Origin of the sequence: Anaerofustis butyriciformans (genome assembly GCF_036289385.1) — a bacterium.
GTDB lineage: Bacteria > Bacillota > Clostridia > Eubacteriales > Anaerofustaceae > Anaerofustis > Anaerofustis butyriciformans.
Genome location: NZ_JAYFFH010000002.1, coordinates 69,128 through 85,771 on the forward strand (window position 1 = coordinate 69,128; position 16,644 = coordinate 85,771).

General features: G+C 42.1%; 14 protein-coding genes. All 14 read left to right on the forward strand.

Translation table 11 applies throughout. From position 1 onward, the window contains the following. Positions 1 to 83: 83 nt before the first annotated feature. On the forward strand, positions 84 to 677 hold the full coding sequence (locus tag V2W16_RS03785; RefSeq protein WP_425353937.1) for a hypothetical protein: 594 nt from the start codon (positions 84 to 86) through the stop codon (positions 675 to 677). 862 nt (positions 678 to 1,539) lie between these two features. Then, the gene (locus V2W16_RS03790) at positions 1,540 to 1,872 is read left to right on the forward strand and encodes a TnpV protein (protein WP_329382604.1); all 333 of its coding nucleotides are present in this window, start codon (positions 1,540 to 1,542) and stop codon (positions 1,870 to 1,872) included. A gap of 2,024 nt (positions 1,873 to 3,896) precedes the next feature. Next, positions 3,897 to 8,612, forward strand: a complete 4,716-nt coding sequence (locus V2W16_RS03795) for an N-6 DNA methylase (RefSeq protein ID WP_329382607.1) — start codon at positions 3,897 to 3,899, stop codon at positions 8,610 to 8,612. Continuing rightward, positions 8,602 to 8,994, forward strand: a complete 393-nt coding sequence (locus V2W16_RS03800) for a hypothetical protein (RefSeq protein WP_329381769.1) — start codon at positions 8,602 to 8,604, stop codon at positions 8,992 to 8,994. Before V2W16_RS03795 ends, V2W16_RS03800 begins: the two co-directional genes overlap by 11 nt. 16 nt (positions 8,995 to 9,010) lie before the next feature. Next, a complete protein-coding gene (locus V2W16_RS03805) occupies positions 9,011 to 9,964 on the forward strand; it encodes a DUF3991 and TOPRIM domain-containing protein (RefSeq protein ID WP_329381772.1) in 954 nt (317 codons plus the stop codon). Continuing rightward, the gene (locus V2W16_RS03810) at positions 9,961 to 10,566 is read left to right on the forward strand and encodes a DUF3846 domain-containing protein (RefSeq protein ID WP_329381775.1); all 606 of its coding nucleotides are present in this window, start codon (positions 9,961 to 9,963) and stop codon (positions 10,564 to 10,566) included. The genes V2W16_RS03805 and V2W16_RS03810 overlap by 4 nt, the downstream gene beginning before the upstream one ends. A 147-nt stretch (positions 10,567 to 10,713) precedes the next feature. Beyond that, positions 10,714 to 10,830 carry a DUF3789 domain-containing protein gene (locus V2W16_RS03815; RefSeq protein WP_329381778.1) on the forward strand — a complete coding sequence of 39 codons (117 nt, stop codon included), beginning with the start codon at positions 10,714 to 10,716 and terminating at the stop codon, positions 10,828 to 10,830. After that, positions 10,823 to 11,164, forward strand: a complete 342-nt coding sequence (locus V2W16_RS03820; RefSeq protein WP_329381781.1) for a plasmid mobilization protein — start codon at positions 10,823 to 10,825, stop codon at positions 11,162 to 11,164. Before V2W16_RS03815 ends, V2W16_RS03820 begins: the two co-directional genes overlap by 8 nt. After that, positions 11,155 to 12,525, forward strand: a complete 1,371-nt coding sequence (locus V2W16_RS03825) for a relaxase/mobilization nuclease domain-containing protein (protein WP_329381784.1) — start codon at positions 11,155 to 11,157, stop codon at positions 12,523 to 12,525. The genes V2W16_RS03820 and V2W16_RS03825 overlap by 10 nt, the downstream gene beginning before the upstream one ends. Further along, positions 12,509 to 13,306 carry a PcfB family protein gene (locus V2W16_RS03830; RefSeq protein ID WP_329381787.1) on the forward strand — a complete coding sequence of 266 codons (798 nt, stop codon included), beginning with the start codon at positions 12,509 to 12,511 and terminating at the stop codon, positions 13,304 to 13,306. The genes V2W16_RS03825 and V2W16_RS03830 overlap by 17 nt, the downstream gene beginning before the upstream one ends. A 5-nt stretch (positions 13,307 to 13,311) precedes the next feature. Next, positions 13,312 to 14,196 (forward strand): LtrC-like protein, encoded by an 885-nt coding sequence (locus V2W16_RS03835; protein ID WP_329381790.1) that lies wholly within the window; start codon positions 13,312 to 13,314, stop codon positions 14,194 to 14,196. Positions 14,197 to 14,205: 9 nt separating this feature from the next. Then, on the forward strand, positions 14,206 to 14,409 hold the full coding sequence (locus V2W16_RS03840; protein WP_329381792.1) for a hypothetical protein: 204 nt from the start codon (positions 14,206 to 14,208) through the stop codon (positions 14,407 to 14,409). Beyond that, a complete protein-coding gene (locus V2W16_RS03845; protein ID WP_329381795.1) occupies positions 14,396 to 16,192 on the forward strand; it encodes a VirD4-like conjugal transfer protein, CD1115 family in 1,797 nt (598 codons plus the stop codon). Before V2W16_RS03840 ends, V2W16_RS03845 begins: the two co-directional genes overlap by 14 nt. A gap of 14 nt (positions 16,193 to 16,206) precedes the next feature. Continuing rightward, the gene (locus tag V2W16_RS03850; protein WP_329381798.1) at positions 16,207 to 16,566 is read left to right on the forward strand and encodes a glutamyl-tRNA amidotransferase; all 360 of its coding nucleotides are present in this window, start codon (positions 16,207 to 16,209) and stop codon (positions 16,564 to 16,566) included. Positions 16,567 to 16,644: the final 78 nt, after the last annotated feature.

A 16,644-nucleotide genomic window follows, 5' to 3' on the forward strand; every position in this document is an offset into this window, starting at 1 on the left:
ACAGAGTTTTGACTGAAGCAGAACAAAAGTACACATTCAGCCAAAGTCAGCAGCTTTCTATGCAAACCGGTCTTATTGGGTATTTGAGAGCTGATTTCGGCTCTACCGGAAACGAGTTCTGGACTACTTGGAATGACTTTAGAAAAGATTTAAAAACCGATAACTTTATGGCTGAATTTGATGATGTGATTAACAGTCTCCGTGACGGAGATATTCTATCCAGCAGAAAACAAATGTCATCTTACTGCTACTCTACACCTGACAGCTCTTTTAATGACGACCGTAATCATTACGGTGTTCGCCTTGATACGGATAAGTACAGTTATCTTATGAGGTTGAATCCGAATAAAGGTGAGTATAATCTGTACTGCTATTGCTATCAAAAAGAGTGGCTTAATGAACATTTAAAAAAGGCTGAGCGTGGTATCAGATTCATTGACCCATCTTACAATGAGCAGTTCCGCATTGGAGATGGAGACAAAATTACTATCAGGCTTAGTGACGGTAAAACAATGGACAGAACTTGCAGATATGTAGATGACTATCATTTAGAGGTTGGCTTGAATCTTTACCATATCTGCGAGTTTGCCGAGATTTGCCAGAGAAACGGACATACCGTAGAACCAGCCGCAAAAGAAAATATAAAAACACAAAAAGATAAAGAAAAATCACGATAAGGAGGTGAAAATACAGTGGCAAGAAAATATGACTTGATTTCCGAACTGTATAACCGAACCTGCATTGCTGTAACGGACAACCCGGTAAACTGGCAATCCTTTTTGAAAACTGCAAGCAGGAATTACAGGCTCAGATTCGATGAGCAGCTTCTTATTTTTGCTCAAAGACCAAGTGCAACAGCAGTTCTTGAAATAGAGCGTTGGAATGAAACTTTCGGTCGATGGGTAAACCGTGGAGCTAAAGGTATTGCAGTGTTTGAAGATGCAAACAGAAATCGTCAGAGACTTATCCATTACTTCGATATTTCCGATACTCACGAAAGCAGATTTTCCCGACCGGTTCCGATTTGGGAAATGAAACCTCAGTATGAAGCCGATGTTATCGAAACACTGGAAAATACTTTCGGGGCAGTAAACGATACAACGAGCATTGAAAATGTTATTAAAGAGAGCATTGCCAATGGTGTTGAGGATAATATCGCAGACTATATCTCCGACTTTATGGAATTGGGTGCCGGCAGTGACATTGAATACCTCTCTGCGGATGAAGCAAACGAGCTGTATTTAGAGCTTGTAAAAAACAGCGTGGCATATATGGTTATGGCACGTTTAGGATTGGATGTTGACAAAGCGTTTACTCCCGATGATTTTGCCGGTATTTCTAACTTTAATTCTCAGGAAGTCCTCAATGCGGTTGGCATTGCAACAAGTGATATTGCTGAAATGGCATTGCTTCCTATCAGCAAAACAATCGTCACAATCAGTAAGGAAAATCGCACATTTGATAGACAGGTACAAACTGAATACAATAAAGATACAAAAAACGAAAGGAGCCAAAGCGATGAACGAAATCACATACACGATGGTCGGAGATTACAACCTTCCGAACCTGAAATTGCCGGAGCAGACGGAAGTAACTCTGGGCAGATGGTCGCAGATGAGAAGAACTTATCTGAAGGAACATCACAAAATCCTGTATTACAATCTTCTGACGAAAGGAATTCTGAACAATCACTTGGCGGAAATTCAACAGAAAGCGACCGAGCTGGAGGAGACTTTGGTGAAGCAGATGGCAGCCAAAGAAGGACTGACCGAGCAGATGAAGTCGGAAGATATGATGAAGTGGGTTCGCTTGATGAACAACATCAGGAACTCGGCACAGGAAATCGTGAAGAATCAGGTAATATTCGCTTAGAATATTACGACAGAACGCACGAGGATAAAAGCCTGCCGTTTTTCGGCAACGATGATACTATCCGTGAGATGTTGGGAACCACACCGCATTTAACTGCTTCAAAAGAGGAAATCAAAAACTTCTATGAAGCAAACAGTGACAATGCGGCTCGTACTGAATTTATCAAAGGAATCTTCAACAACGATTTCACACAGCTCACTTTGAATGACGGCAGGCTTGTAGGCTACAAGACATTTCAAAATGTTCTCCACTTATGGGCGGGAGAATACGAAAACAGAACGGCTCAGAGCTTTTACGATTGGGGTGTCATAGCACAGCATTTTGAAGCGATGAGACTGTTGGGGGAACTGACAGACACAATGAAACCACTACCCTCTATGGATGGTCAGCTAACCCTAATAACAGATGGAAGAACAGAGGAACAGAAAACCTCTGTTTTTTCTTTTTCTCAGGAAATCATTGACGAAGTGCTTACCCGTGGAAGTGGAATCTCAGAGGGTAAAATGCGAATTTATGAGCAGTTTGAAAAGAGCTTATCAGCAAAAGAAAATGCCGTGTTTCTTAAAAATGAGTATGGCTGGGGCGGTTCCTATCCTGTCATTATCGGTGCAGGAATTGATGAACAACACGATGGTAAAGGTATCACGATTTCAAAAGGAATCGGAAGTGATAAACCGCACATCACTCTTTCCTGGTCTCAGGTTGAAAAGCGTATCGGTGAACTTATCCTTATGGACAGATACCTGAACCCGAAGGAAAAAGAAAACTATCCTCAGTGGCTTGAAAAGCAGGAACAGCGCAGAGCAGAGCTTGCAGAACAAAGGCAAAACCGAGACATCCTCTCTACTGCCCCGCCTATTCCCGTGGAAAAAACAGAGGACTTGGCGGTTCAGTATGAATATCATCTTGGCGACAGCGTTTATATCGGAGCTGCACAATATGAGATTTTGTCGTTTGATGAAAACCGTGTAATGCTCTATGACTTCGATATGCCTTTATTCAACAAAGAATATTCAAGGGAAGAATTTGACCGCAAAGTGCGTGAAAATCCGATGAATGACCACTTGAAAGTCTCTGACTTACCAGCTGAAGAAAAGGATGAAATAAGTGAAACAGAAGTCATAAACGATACCAAAACCGAACAAAGTACAAACCCTGAAACTGATTATGAGGATGCCTTTTTTATTGACCGTGACAGCGAGAGTGTAACTTGGATGTATTATAATCCCGATAGCACTGCCGGTGGTCAGTATGTAACCAACGTATTGTCTTTCAGTGATATTCAACAAGCAGCACAGGAAAATAAATCGGCAGACGAATTCTTCGATTATCTTGGAAGTATCTCAAGACAGGAACTTGCAGATGTTGGTACTGAGTGGTTTGCAGATGCAGAGAGAAGGTTTAAAGACGCTCCTACCCTAACTAACTGTACACTGGAAACGATGGACAGCCTTGTAAGTGTTGCAGATACCGAGCAAAGAAAATCCATTGCAACAAGGCTTGTGGACATTGTAAAGGATACGGATTTCTATGAATATCAGGACAGCCTTGAAGTTGGTGAAACCGATGAAGAAGCAATAGAAAATATTCAATCCCATCTTTCTGATGACACTTATGTGGAAGGTATCGTTGAATATCTGGAACAGATGAAAGAAAACATCGAAGATGAACCGGTGTATCGTTCAAAAGTAGATAGACTTCTTGCGGACGTCAAAGAGTTACTTCCGAATGCTTATGTTTCCACAAATATCGGCAATGTGCCGATTGAAGATTACCGAGAAATTGTAGCAATGCAGAATGGTTTTGACAGTTACGATGAAATGTATCAGCAAGGCATTCGTATTGGGAATGGGTACGATAAAGAACCTGAACCGATTATCCCCTCTTGGGAGCAGAAGAAAAAGACAAAAGTGAGAAGCTTCGACCTTCATCCCGACATTCCTCTGTCTGAGAGAAATACCTTTGACTTAGTTTCAAACCCTGTTGAAACGGTCGGTAAGAAAGAGCGTTTTCGCCGAAATATTATGGCAATTCAGTTGCTCAAAAAGTGTCAGGAAGAAAACCGTTTTGCTTCGCCGGATGAACAGCTCATTCTTTCAAAGTATGTTGGATGGGGCGGCATTCCGGAAACATTTGACGACAGAAACTCTGCGTGGGCAACCGAATATCTGGAATTGTCCACGGTTCTCACACCGGAGGAATATGCTGCGGCAAGAGAAAGCACTTTGACCGCTTTTTACACTCCTCCCGAAGTCTCGACTGCAATCTACAAGGTATTTGAGCAGATGGGCTTTAAAGAAGGAAACCTGCTTGAGCCATCCTGTGGTATCGGTAATTTTATCGGTATGATTCCGAAGTCGATGGAAAATGCCAAAATCTATGGTGTAGAACTGGATTCCATTTCAGCCGGTATCGCACAACAGCTTTATCAGAAATCTTCTATTGCTGCACAAGGATTTGAGGAAGTCAATGTACCGGACAGCTTTTTTGATGGAGTTGTCGGCAACGTGCCTTTCGGTGACTTTAAGGTATCTGACAAAAGATATGATAAGTATAACTTTCTTATCCACGATTATTTCTTCGCAAAATCACTGGATAAATTACGCCCCGGCGGTGTGATGGCTCTTGTGACAAGCAAAGGCACTATGGATAAGGAGAACTCTAATGTTCGCAAATATATTGCTCAGAGGGCGGAACTTCTCGGAGCAATCAGACTGCCAAACGATACGTTCAAAGGAAATGCAGGAACTGAGGTCGTATCCGATATTTTATTCCTGCAAAAGCGAGACAGACTCATAGATATAGAGCCTGACTGGGTTCACCTTGACACCGACGAAAACGGAATCAGAATGAACTCATATTTCGTTCAGCATCCGGAAATGATACTCGGTGAAATGAAGATGGTGAGCGGTCGTTTCGGTCAGGAAGCAACCTGTGAGCCGTTTGAAAATGCTGACCTTACAGAACTTTTAAGTGAAGCAGTATCCAATATTCACGGAGAAATCTCAGATTATGAGGTTGCAGATGAACTGGATGAAGAAGATAATTCAATCCCGGCAGACCCAAATGTAAGAAACTTCTCCTACACCGTTTTGAACGATAAAATCTATTTCAGAGAGAATTCCCGTATGTCCCCTGTTGAAGTCTCGGCAACTGCTGAGAACCGTATCAAGGGTATGATTGGGATAAGAGATTGCGTTCGTAACCTGATTGAACTGCAAACCGAGGACTATCCTGACAGTGAAATCAAACAGGTGCAGGAAAAACTGAACACGCTTTATGATAACTATACAAAGAAGTATGGGCTGATTAACAGTCGTGCCAATACCTCTGCTTTTTCCGATGATAGTTCCTATGCTCTGCTCTCTGCCCTTGAGGTAATCAATGAAGATGGCGAACTGGAACGTAAGGCAGATATGTTCTTTAAAAGGACAATAAAGCCGCACAAACCGGTTACGGAAGTAGATACTGCCGATGAAGCTCTTGCAGTATCTATGGGTGAAAAAGCAAGTATTGATATGGAATATATGATGGAACTTTCGGGTAAGAGTGAAGAAGAATTGTTCTCAGACCTAAAGGGTGTTATCTTTCTTAACCCTCTCTATGAGTACGGTAATTCATACGAACCAAAGTATTTAATGGCTGACGAATACCTGTCAGGAAATGTCCGAGAAAAACTTGCGGCTGCAAAAAGGTCGGCTGCACTCTATCCGGAAGATTATACTGTCAATGTACAGGCACTTGAAAAGGTACAACCTAAAGACCTAACCGCAAGTGAGATTTCAGTAAGACTTGGTGCCACTTGGGTTCCGACAGAAATCGTTGAACAGTTTATGTTCGACTTCCTTGATACCCCACGATACGCACAATGGAACATCAAGGTACACTTCTCACAGTTTACCGGCGAGTGGAATATTGAGGGGAAAAGCTATGACCGTTCTAACGTAAAAGCTTACAGCACCTATGGCACTTCCCGTATCAATGCCTATAAGATATTTGAGGAAACACTGAACCTCAAAGATGTCCGTATCTTTGACTATATCGAAGATGAGGAAGGCAGAAAGAAAGCCGTTCTCAATAAAAAAGAGACGGCAATCGCACAGGCAAAGCAGGAGCTTATTAAGCAAGGGTTTATAGACTGGATATGGGCTGACCCTACCCGCCGAGAAAAACTCACAAAGATGTATAACGAAAAATTCAACAGCATAAGACCTCGTGAGTATGACGGCAGCCACATTACCTTCAACGGAATGAATCCTGAAATTGAACTGAGAGAACATCAGAAAAATGCGGTTGCTCATATTCTTTATGGTGGAAACACCTTGCTCGCTCACGCAGTTGGTGCCGGAAAAACCTTTGAAATGGTTGCCGCTGCTATGGAGTCAAAGCGACTGGGACTTTGCAATAAGTCATTGTTCGTAGTGCCGAATCATCTGACCGAGCAGTGGGCAGCTGAGTTTTTACAGCTTTATCCGGCAGCAAATATTCTTGTGGCTACTAAGCGAGATTTTGAAACAAAGAACCGTAAAAAGTTTTGCGGTCGAATTGCTACTGGCGACTATGACGCAGTAGTTATCGGGCATTCGCAATTTGAAAAAATACCGATGTCTATCGAAAGACAGAGAGCAATTCTGGAACAGCAGTTAGAAGAATTGACGGTAGGAATAGCAGAACTCAAACGAAATCGAGGGGAAAACTTCTCAGTAAAACAGCTTGAAAAATCAAGGAAGTCTGTTAAACAGAAACTTGAAAAGTTGAACGACCAAAGCAGAAAGGATGATGTAGTTACCTTTGAGGAGCTTGGTGTAGACAGGCTCTTTATTGATGAAAGTCACTATTACAAGAACCTCTACCTTTACACAAAAATGCGTAACGTGGGAGGTATCGCCCAGACAGAAGCACAGAAATCAAGTGACCTTTTTATGAAATGCAGATACCTTGATGAGATTACCGGCGGACGAGGAACCGTATTCGCAACGGGAACACCTATCTCTAACAGTATGGTGGAACTCTATACTATCCAACGATATTTGCAGTATAACACCCTTGTAAAGAACAATTTACAACACTTTGATTCTTGGGCAAGCACCTTTGGAGAAACCGTCACAGCAGTGGAATTAACTCCTGAAGGAACAGGATACAGAGCAAAAACCCGCTTTGCAAAGTTCTACAATCTTCCGGAACTTATGGCGATGTTTAAGGAGGTCGCTGATATTAAAACAGCAGATATGCTGAATCTTCCGGTACCGGAAGCACACTTCCATAATGTAGCGGTCAAGCCATCCGAAATGCAAAAAGAAATGGTTGCTGCACTTGCAGAGCGAGCCGAGAAAGTCCGTGGCGGCGGTGTGGATTCAAGCGTAGATAATATGCTCAAAATCACAAATGACGGCAGAAAGCTTGCCCTTGACCAGCGTATGCTCAATGATATGCTGCCTGACTTTGAAAGCAGTAAAATCAATGCCTGCGTCGATAATATCTATCGTATATGGGATGAAACTGCTGAGAAGAAATCGGCACAGCTTGTGTTCTGCGACCTTTCTACACCAAAGAATGATGGAACATTCTCCGTGTATAACGACATCAGAAAGAAACTCATCGAGCGTGGTATCCCTGAAAGCGAAGTGAGATTTATCCACGAAGCTGATACGGATGTAAAGAAGAAAGAATTGTTCCAAAAGACCCGCAAAGGTGAAGTCAGAGTGCTGCTTGGCTCAACGCAAAAGATGGGAGCCGGCACCAATGTACAAGACAGACTGATTGCACTTCACGATGTAGATTGTCCGTGGAGACCGTCAGACTTGGAGCAGCGTTCCGGTCGTATCATTCGTCAAGGAAACTCAAATCCGGATGTAGATATTTACCGATATGTAACGGAACAGACCTTTGACGCATACCTCTACCAGCTCGTTGAGGGAAAGCAAAAATTTGCAAGTCAAATAATGACGAGCAAGTCTCCGGTTCGTTCCGCTGAGGACATTGATGAAACTGCCCTGTCCTATGCAGAGATTAAAATGCTTGCTACCGGCAACCCATATATCAAAGAAAAGATGGACTTGGACATTCAGGTGCAAAAGCTGAAGCTCTTAAAATCCAATTTCCTTTCAGAAAAATACGCTTTGGAAGATAAGATAATCAAATATTATCCGCAGCGAATCATCTCTTTGGAAAACCGAATTGAAGGTTTGAAACAGGATGTAGAAACTGCGAAACAACACCCGAAACCTACGGATGACCGCTTTGTCGGTATGGAGGTTAAGGGTGTTTTTTATTCAGAAAAAGCGCAAGCCGGCAAGGCGATTATTGATGCCTGCAAGCAGATGAACAGCCCCGACCCTATCCCGCTCGGCAAGTACCGAGGATTTGAAACGGAACTGCTTTTTAACACCACAGAACGAAATTATGAGGTTCGATTGAAAGGTGCGACAAGCAGGAATGTTCCTCTTGGCGAGGACGCAAATGGTAACATCATCCGACTTGATAACGGTATTGAACGATATTCTGAAAGTCTTTCCCTTGCGGAGAATGACCTTGAGAATACGAAAAATCAGTTTGAAACCGCAAAGAAGGAAGTTGAAAAACCATTTATTCAAGAGGAGGAACTCAAAACAAAACTTGCAAGATTGGACGAACTAAATATCTTGCTCAATATGGATAAAACAGAAAATGAAATTGTCGGCGGAGAACCTGATGAGGGTGAAGTACCGGAGAAACGAAAGGAGAAAACCTATGAAAGATAAGATGACAAACGAAAGCAAAAAGGCAAATGGCAACTACAAAGAAGTAATTATAAACCCCTTTGACGCAATGATGATGGTTGTTGTTAGGAGATTAGATGCCGCATATATCGAACTCAAAAATGCTAAGCCCCCTGTAAAAGAAGCTGAAATTGCTTTGAGAAATGCAAAACTCTGCTTCCTAAATGAAATGGTCAGACAGAGTATTGAGACAGTGTTCTCTCCTGAAGAAATAATCGCTTTATATGAAAATAAAGACCTTGCAGAAGGTGCTTGGACGATTTGGAATGACATCGGCTGCCCTCTCGACAGGCTGCTTATCATCATTGCAAAGCTCAGTATCAACGAGCCAAATCAGAAAACGGTTGCTGATTTTATGATGTAGAACGGTGGTGATAACTATGCCATATATCGCACCGGAAGTCATAACCGAAGCAAAAAGAATGGACTTGCTGACTTACCTGAGAGAATACGAACCGGGTGAACTCGTAAAGTTTTCAAGCAATACTTACACCACCAGAACGCACGACAGCTTAAAGATTTCCAATGGAAAGTGGATGTGGTGGTCAAGAGGTATCGGGGGCAAATCTGCCCTCGATTATCTCATTAAAGTAAGAGGAATGGAATTTGTAGAAGCAGTTCAGACGATTATGGGAAATGGTTCAGTGAGCTTTCCTGTTTACGAAAACACAAACAGCTATGAAAACCAGCCATTGCTTTTGCCTGAAAAAAGTCCTACTGTCGATGTGGTATTTGATTATCTTTTCGGACGTGGGATTGACTTTGAAATCATCAATTACTGTTTAGACAATGAGCTGATTATTGAGTCATTACCATATCACAATGCAGTCTTTATCGGTTATGACAAAGAAAAAGAACCCAAGTATGCCGCATATAGAGCCACTAATCAGTCGAGGATTATGGGAGACTGTACCGGTAGTAAGAAGCAGTTTTCTTTCCGCCTGACCGCAGATAACACCGGAGAGGTTCACCTCTTTGAGTGTGCGATTGACCTGCTCTCCTATGCAACTTTAATGAAACTTGAGGGCAAAGACTGGAGACGATTTAACCTTGTTTCACTTGCGGGAGTTTACTCACCAAAGAAGAATATGGAGGAATCTAAAATACCGGTCACAATCAGAAAGCTGCTCGAAGAAGATAAATCCATTAAGCGAATTGTTCTTCATCTGGACAATGACATTGCAGGAAGAAAAGCCACTAAAGCGTTGCAGACACTTTTGTCTGATGAGTATGAAGTCGTTGACGATCCTCCCCAATATGGGAAAGATGTCAACGACTTTCTTTGTAAACGCTTGGGGATAAAAGAGAAAAATGAAAGGAGTTTTGAGAGATGAATGTAAATGAAATCAGAGAACTTTATCCGGCAGGTACACAGATTATACTGAAAGAAATGTCGGGTGAAAGTCAAATGCCGTATGGTCTGAAAGGTACCGTAGATTTTGTTGACGATATAGGACAGATTCATATGAATTGGGAAAACGGAAGTTCCCTTGCCTTGAATGTGGAGGAAGATTCTTTTGAAAAGGTCGAGGTTCCGGAGAAAATTTCCGTTGTTCTTGTTGAGCCGGGAAAGTATCCGAGACTTGTGGAAATCGAGGATTCACTCGAAGCTATGCAGTCTCTCGTTGAAGGCAATATCGAAGAATATATGCCTTATGAGGATGAGGTGGCAATCATCTGCAACGAAGAAGGAAAGATGAACGGTATGCCTTTGAACAGAGCAATTTACTCTGATGATAAGGAAATGCTCGACATCATTGCCGGCAAGTTTTTTATCTGCTACGCACCCTTTGAGTCGGAAAAATTCCTCAGTATGCCAAAGGAACTTGCGAGAAAGTATGAGGAAAAATTCAAATATCCGGAGAGATTTTACAAGACCTCAAACGGTATTGAAGCAAAACCTTATAAGCCTATTTCAAAAGATATGGAGAGATAGGTGTAAATCTACGGGGCAACCCAGAGTGTCTGCATAATCTTAGCGAGCAGACCATTTATGGACAGGAATGTCCAAAACGGTACACTCGTTAGGGGTTGCCCCTAATACCCCACTGAGAAAGGAGATAAATTTTTGAGAGAGATTGTGATGTTCGCCGCCGGTTCAATCATCGGCGGACTTTTAGGAGTGACCACGATGTGTTTGGTTCAGATAAACAAAAACAGCAACTATGTTTTCAGAAAGGATGAAGAAAAAAATGAGTAAAAGAAATATTGAAAAGCACATTCTTATGAATAAGGTAGAAGCACAGGACTTACAGAAAAAAGCAAAGAAAGCTTGTCTTTCCGAGGCAGGTCTGATTCGCCTTCTCCTTAAAGGATACGAGCCGAGAGAAAAACCGGATGAAAGATTTTATGATGTTATGCGTGAGCTTTCCGCAATTGGAAACAACATCAATCAGCTTGCTGCTAAAGCAAACTCTCTTGGCTTTGTTGACGCACCGCAGCTGAAAAAAGAAGCACAGCGTTGGCATAAGTTTCAGGCAGATGTTGAGCGAACTTTTCTCAGACCTGATAAGAGCGAAACGAAATGGCAGTAAGTAAATTGTGGTCAGTCACATCAAGACTCGGTCAGGTAATCGACTATGCCACCAATCCGGAAAAGACCGCAGCGGATATTTACACTGAGGAGCAATACCAAGCTCTTTCTGATGTACTTGCCTATGCAAAGGACGAAGAAAAAACCGAGCGTGAGTTTTTCGTTGAAGGCATCAACTGTAATTCCGCTACTGCAAGAGACCAGTTTGTATCAGTGAAAAAAGCATATGGCAAGGATGATGGAATACAAGCTTATCACGGATACCTGAGCTTTAAGGAACAGAATATCTCTCCGGAACTTGCTCAGAAAATCGGTATGGAGTTTGCAAATGAAGTGTGGGGAAAAAGATTTCAGGTTGTAGTTACTACTCACCTCAATACAAAGCACCTGCATTGCCATTATGTAATCAATTCCGTATCCTTTGTTGACGGCAAGCGTTTATGGGGTGATGAAAAAGCTTGGTTCAAATTCAGATTGGTTGCAGATAGAATCTGCGAGAAGTACGGACTGTATTACAACCCTACTCCTAATCGCAGTAAGCAATCCTCTTATTACTATAAGCAGGAACAAGCCGGTATGCCGAGCCGATATTCCATCACTCGTGACGCCATTGATGAAGCGATTGAACACAGCACCAACTTAAAGACCTTTGATTATATTCTGACACAGATGGGATATGAGCATTGCCTGAGCGAAAGCCGAAAGTATTGGACGATTGTTCCCAAAGGATATAAGAAACCGATACGACTAAAGTCTCTCGGAGAAAACTACACCGAAGAAGCGATAAAGCGTAGACTTACGGAAAATCAGAAAATACTGATTATCCCCTTTGCAAAAGAGACGGTAAGAATCAGGCAGTACCGACTGCCCACAAGAGAACACAAAATTAAAAAGGTTGGCGGACTGTATGGGCTGTATCTTCACTACTGCTACAAATTAGGTTATCTGCCGAAGTACAAAAAACAGAATACCGCAAGGCTTCACTATCTTCTCAAAGAAGATTTACTGAAGCTGGACAAAATCACTCAGGAGACAAGGCTGCTTGGACGGGAGAACATTTCAACCGACGAGCAGCTTTTCTCATATAAAGAGTCATTGCTGTCACAAATCAAAACTTTGACTGACGATAGAACGCACCTGCGAAAACAATCAAGAAGAAATATGAGTGACGATGAGCTATCAAAGGTCAAAGAACAGATTGCAGCAATTACAACAAATCTTTGGACACTCAGAAAAGAGGTTAGCCTTTGTGATGACATTGCCGTAAGGTCAAAAGTTATTGAAGCAAACCTTGAAACTGTAAGAATGGACGAAGAAAAATCAGAACGAAAGGAGAAAAACCGCAATGACAAACGGAGGTGATGCGGCTGAACAAGTTGTCAGGCTTTCGCTTGAGGGCTTTGAAGTAGCCGCAAAATTAAGCGGAGCGGCAGCTAAGAATATTGCCGTTCTTTTAGTTTCTGTTCTTAAACAGGAACAAAAAACAAAAGGTAAAGCTCGTCTTACCAATATGATTAAATCGGGCAAAGAACTCAAGGTATTCTCTATTCCAAACAAAGATTTGAAAAAGTTCACCGAGCAGGCAAAACGATACGGTGTTCTTTATTGTGTTCTAAGGGATAAGAATACAAAGGGCGATAATGCTCCGGTAGATATTATTGCACGAGCAGAGGACGCTTCAAAAATTCAGAGAATCGTTGAGAGATTTGAACTTGGTAAGGTTGATAAGGCTGCGATTGTTACCGAAGCTCAGAAGTCTGTCGAAAAGCGTGAAGCTTTGGAAAAAGACAAGCCGGTAAAATCGAAAAATGAAATCATCACAGAAGAAGCTGTGAGAAAACCTATTCAGAAAGAGGGGTACTCTCAATCAAACCCCACGGTAGCCAAAACGGACAAAAACCCTCCGTCAAGGCAAGACTCAGAGCCGGCAGATATGCAAACTGACAAGGGTACTGCTGTGAATGACAGAGCAAGAAAGCCGTCGGTAAAAGAAAAGCTCGACCGATATAGGATGAAGTCCAAGCAGCAGAAAGAAACAGAACGCAAAGAGCCGGAGGTTAATAAGTCAAAAAACAACTCCAAACCGAGTCAGACTGTACACACGCAGCCAAAACCCAAAAGTAAAAAACCGAAAGAGAGGTAATCAAAATGACAAACAATTTCACTCCTGCAAAAGCAGGACAAAGTAAACCCCGACTCTCTAAAGAGGAATATGCCGAGAAGATGAGAGCGGAAAAAGAAGCCGTATATCAAATGGCAGATGACACCGCAAGAGCTGTTGTATCTGACCCAGAGAAGTTCAAAGCGTTTCTTGATACACAGAGCAGAATTGACAGATATTCTGCGGTCAATGCCCTTTTGATTTATAAGCAGCTTCCTGAAGCAAGCCAACTCAAAAACTTTGATGATTGGAGCAAGGAGAATGTGAAAATTCAGAAAGGTGCAAAAAGTATTTCCATTCTTGAACCGGTTGAGTACGCAAAGCGAGACGGCACTACTGGTATCTCCTATAATGTGAAAAAAGTTTTTGACATCTCCCAGACAAATGGAAAAAGACCGCCTGCTCCGAGTGTAAACCGTGACCCAAAAGCATTGATTACTGTTATGCTTGATTCTTCACCTGTTGATGTGAAAGGAACGGATGAACTGCCATATCCGAATATGGCTGCCTTTTACAATAACGAAGAACAGACTTTGTATGTAAAGCGTGATGTTGGAGACAGCGTGGCTGTTGCTCAGTGTGTAGCTCAGGAACTGGGACACGCTCAACTTTCCATTAACAGCGACCGTTACAGCAGAGCCGATATGGGATTTCAGGCAGTGTGTATCGGTTATATGCTCTGCAAAAAATATGGAGTTGATACACAGAACTTTGCCATCAACCGCATTCCTGCAAAGCTTTCTGAGAAAGAACCAAAGGAAATTCGCAGCGAGCTTTCCAAAATAAGAAATGCTATGGCAGATGTTCATTCCCGTATTTCAGATGAGCTGTACAAGAAGAAGCAGGAACACTCAAAAGATTATGAAAGATAAGGTGGTATTATGGCGAAAGAAGAAATGTATCATATCGCATTGGATGATTACGAACACGGCATTATAATCCGTTCACTCAATGATGAAAAAACAGATTTGATGAATGAGGGAAAATCAACCGATGCCGTAGATGACCTGATTATAAAGGTCGGTACTGCCCCAAAGAAAAAATTCAAAGTAGTTGAAAAGGGTCGCTCCGGTGAATCGAGGTAACGAAAGGCAGTCTGCAATTATTCTTTCCGTCATCGGTATTGTTCCGGTTGTGTGGTTAGCACTTTTAATCGCTCCTTCAGTTAAGGGAGGATTGCCGGAAATTATGACAAGCTTTTTGACAGTGTTTAACAATCCATTCCGTATAGAACTTTGCGAGGACAGCTTAAAAACTGTCCTCGTTTTGCTTCTCTGTTACGGGATGGGTATCGGAGTTTATTTCTCCACTCAAAGAAATTACCGAAGGCGTGAGGAACACGGTTCTGCTAAATGGGGCAACGCAAGAACCGTAAATAAGAAATATATGCAGTCTCCGGCTTCAGCCAACAAACTAATGACCCAAAATGTCTGTATCGGACTTAATGCAAAGAAGCATAGAAGAAACCTGAATACACTTGTCTGCGGTGGCTCAGGTGCGGGTAAGACAAGATTTTATTGCAAACCCAATCTTATGCAGTGCAATACCTCTTTTGTCATCCTTGACCCGAAAGGAGAAATTCTCAGGGATACAGGAAAATTGCTTGAAGGCAAAGGATATGAGGTGCGAGTTCTTGATTTGATTTCAATGGAGAAAAGTCATTGTTACAATCCGTTTGTCTATTTGCAGAATGACAACGATGTGCAAAAGCTTGTAACAAACCTGTTTAAAAGCACCACACCGAAAGGCAGTCAGTCACAAGACCCGTTCTGGGACACTTCTGCTTCAATGCTTTTGCTTGCATTAGTATTTTATCTTCATTATGAGGCTCCTGAAGATGAACAAAACTTTGCAATGGTAATGGAAATGCTCAGAGCCGGTTCGATTGAGGATGAGGAGGATACACGCCCCTCTCCCCTTGATGAATTATTTGCTGAACTGGAAATGTCCAATCCCGACCATATTGCTTTGAAGTATTACCGTTCCTATCATTCGGGTGCAGCTAAAACTTTGAAGTCAATACAGATAACACTTGCTGCAAGGCTTGAGAAGTTTAACCTTGAAAGCCTTGCTTCTTTAACGACAACAGACGAACTTGACCTTCCCTCACTGGGAGAAAAGAAAGTTGCTCTGTTTGCTCTGATACCGGATAACGACTCCAGTTTTAATTTCTTGGTATCCATTTTATATACACAGTTGTTTCAGCAGCTTTTTTATGCCGCTGACCATATACACGGGGGTTCCCTTCCTGTTCCGGTTCATTTCTTGATGGATGAATTTGCGAACGTCAGCTTGCCGGATGACTTCGATAAGATACTTTCGGTTATGCGTTCCCGTGGGGTATCTGTAAGTATCATCTTACAGAACTTGGCACAGCTTAAAGCTTTGTTTGAAAAGCAATGGGAAAGCATTGTCGGCAACTGCGACGAGTTTTTATATCTCGGCGGAAATGAGCAAAGCACCCACAAATATGTGTCGGAACTTCTCGGAAAAGAAACCATTGATACAAACACATTCGGAAAAAGTACCGGACGAAGCGGCAACTATTCCACAAACTATCAGATTGCAGGTCGAGAGCTTTTAACTCCTGATGAAGTTCGTATGCTCGATAACCAATATGCAATTTTGTTTATTCGTGGAGAACGCCCTGTTATGGATTTCAAATACGATATTTTGAAGCATCCGAATGTGGCACTAACAACAGATGGAAAAGCCTTGCCGTACAAACACGGTGAAGTTACTATCGAGCATTCTTCTATTTCTGTACTTTTGATTGACCCGGAAAAACTTCCGGAGGAAAGCTACGGAGAAACCAATTACGAACTTCTGTCCGATGAGGATTTTGAAGTAAATAAAAACTTATTTTAACGGAGGATTTTAAAATGAATATGTTTAAGAAAAATAACGAAAACAAAACTACTAAGAAGCTGCCTATGACCGGTAAGGTAAAAAAAGGATTCCGCACCTATTGTACTCTTGTGATGGCAGCAACAATTATTTGCGGTATGAGTGTAACAGCTTTTGCCGCAAATGACCCGATTACCGTTGTAAACAACCTTTCCGAATTTATCTTCGGACTTATTCGAGCAATCGGTCTTATCTTGCTTGGCTTTGGTATCGTTCAGGTCGGTCTTTCGCTGAAATCACACGACCCTTCTCAGAGAGCAAACGGATTCCTTACTCTTGCCGGTGGTGTTATCATCACCTTCGCAAAAGAAATCCTTACACTGATTACGGGCTAACTCTTACGCAATGACATACAGGGGTGTTCCTCAGTTTTTTTTCAGGAACACCCCATTTTCTTTTTAAGGAGGTACAGT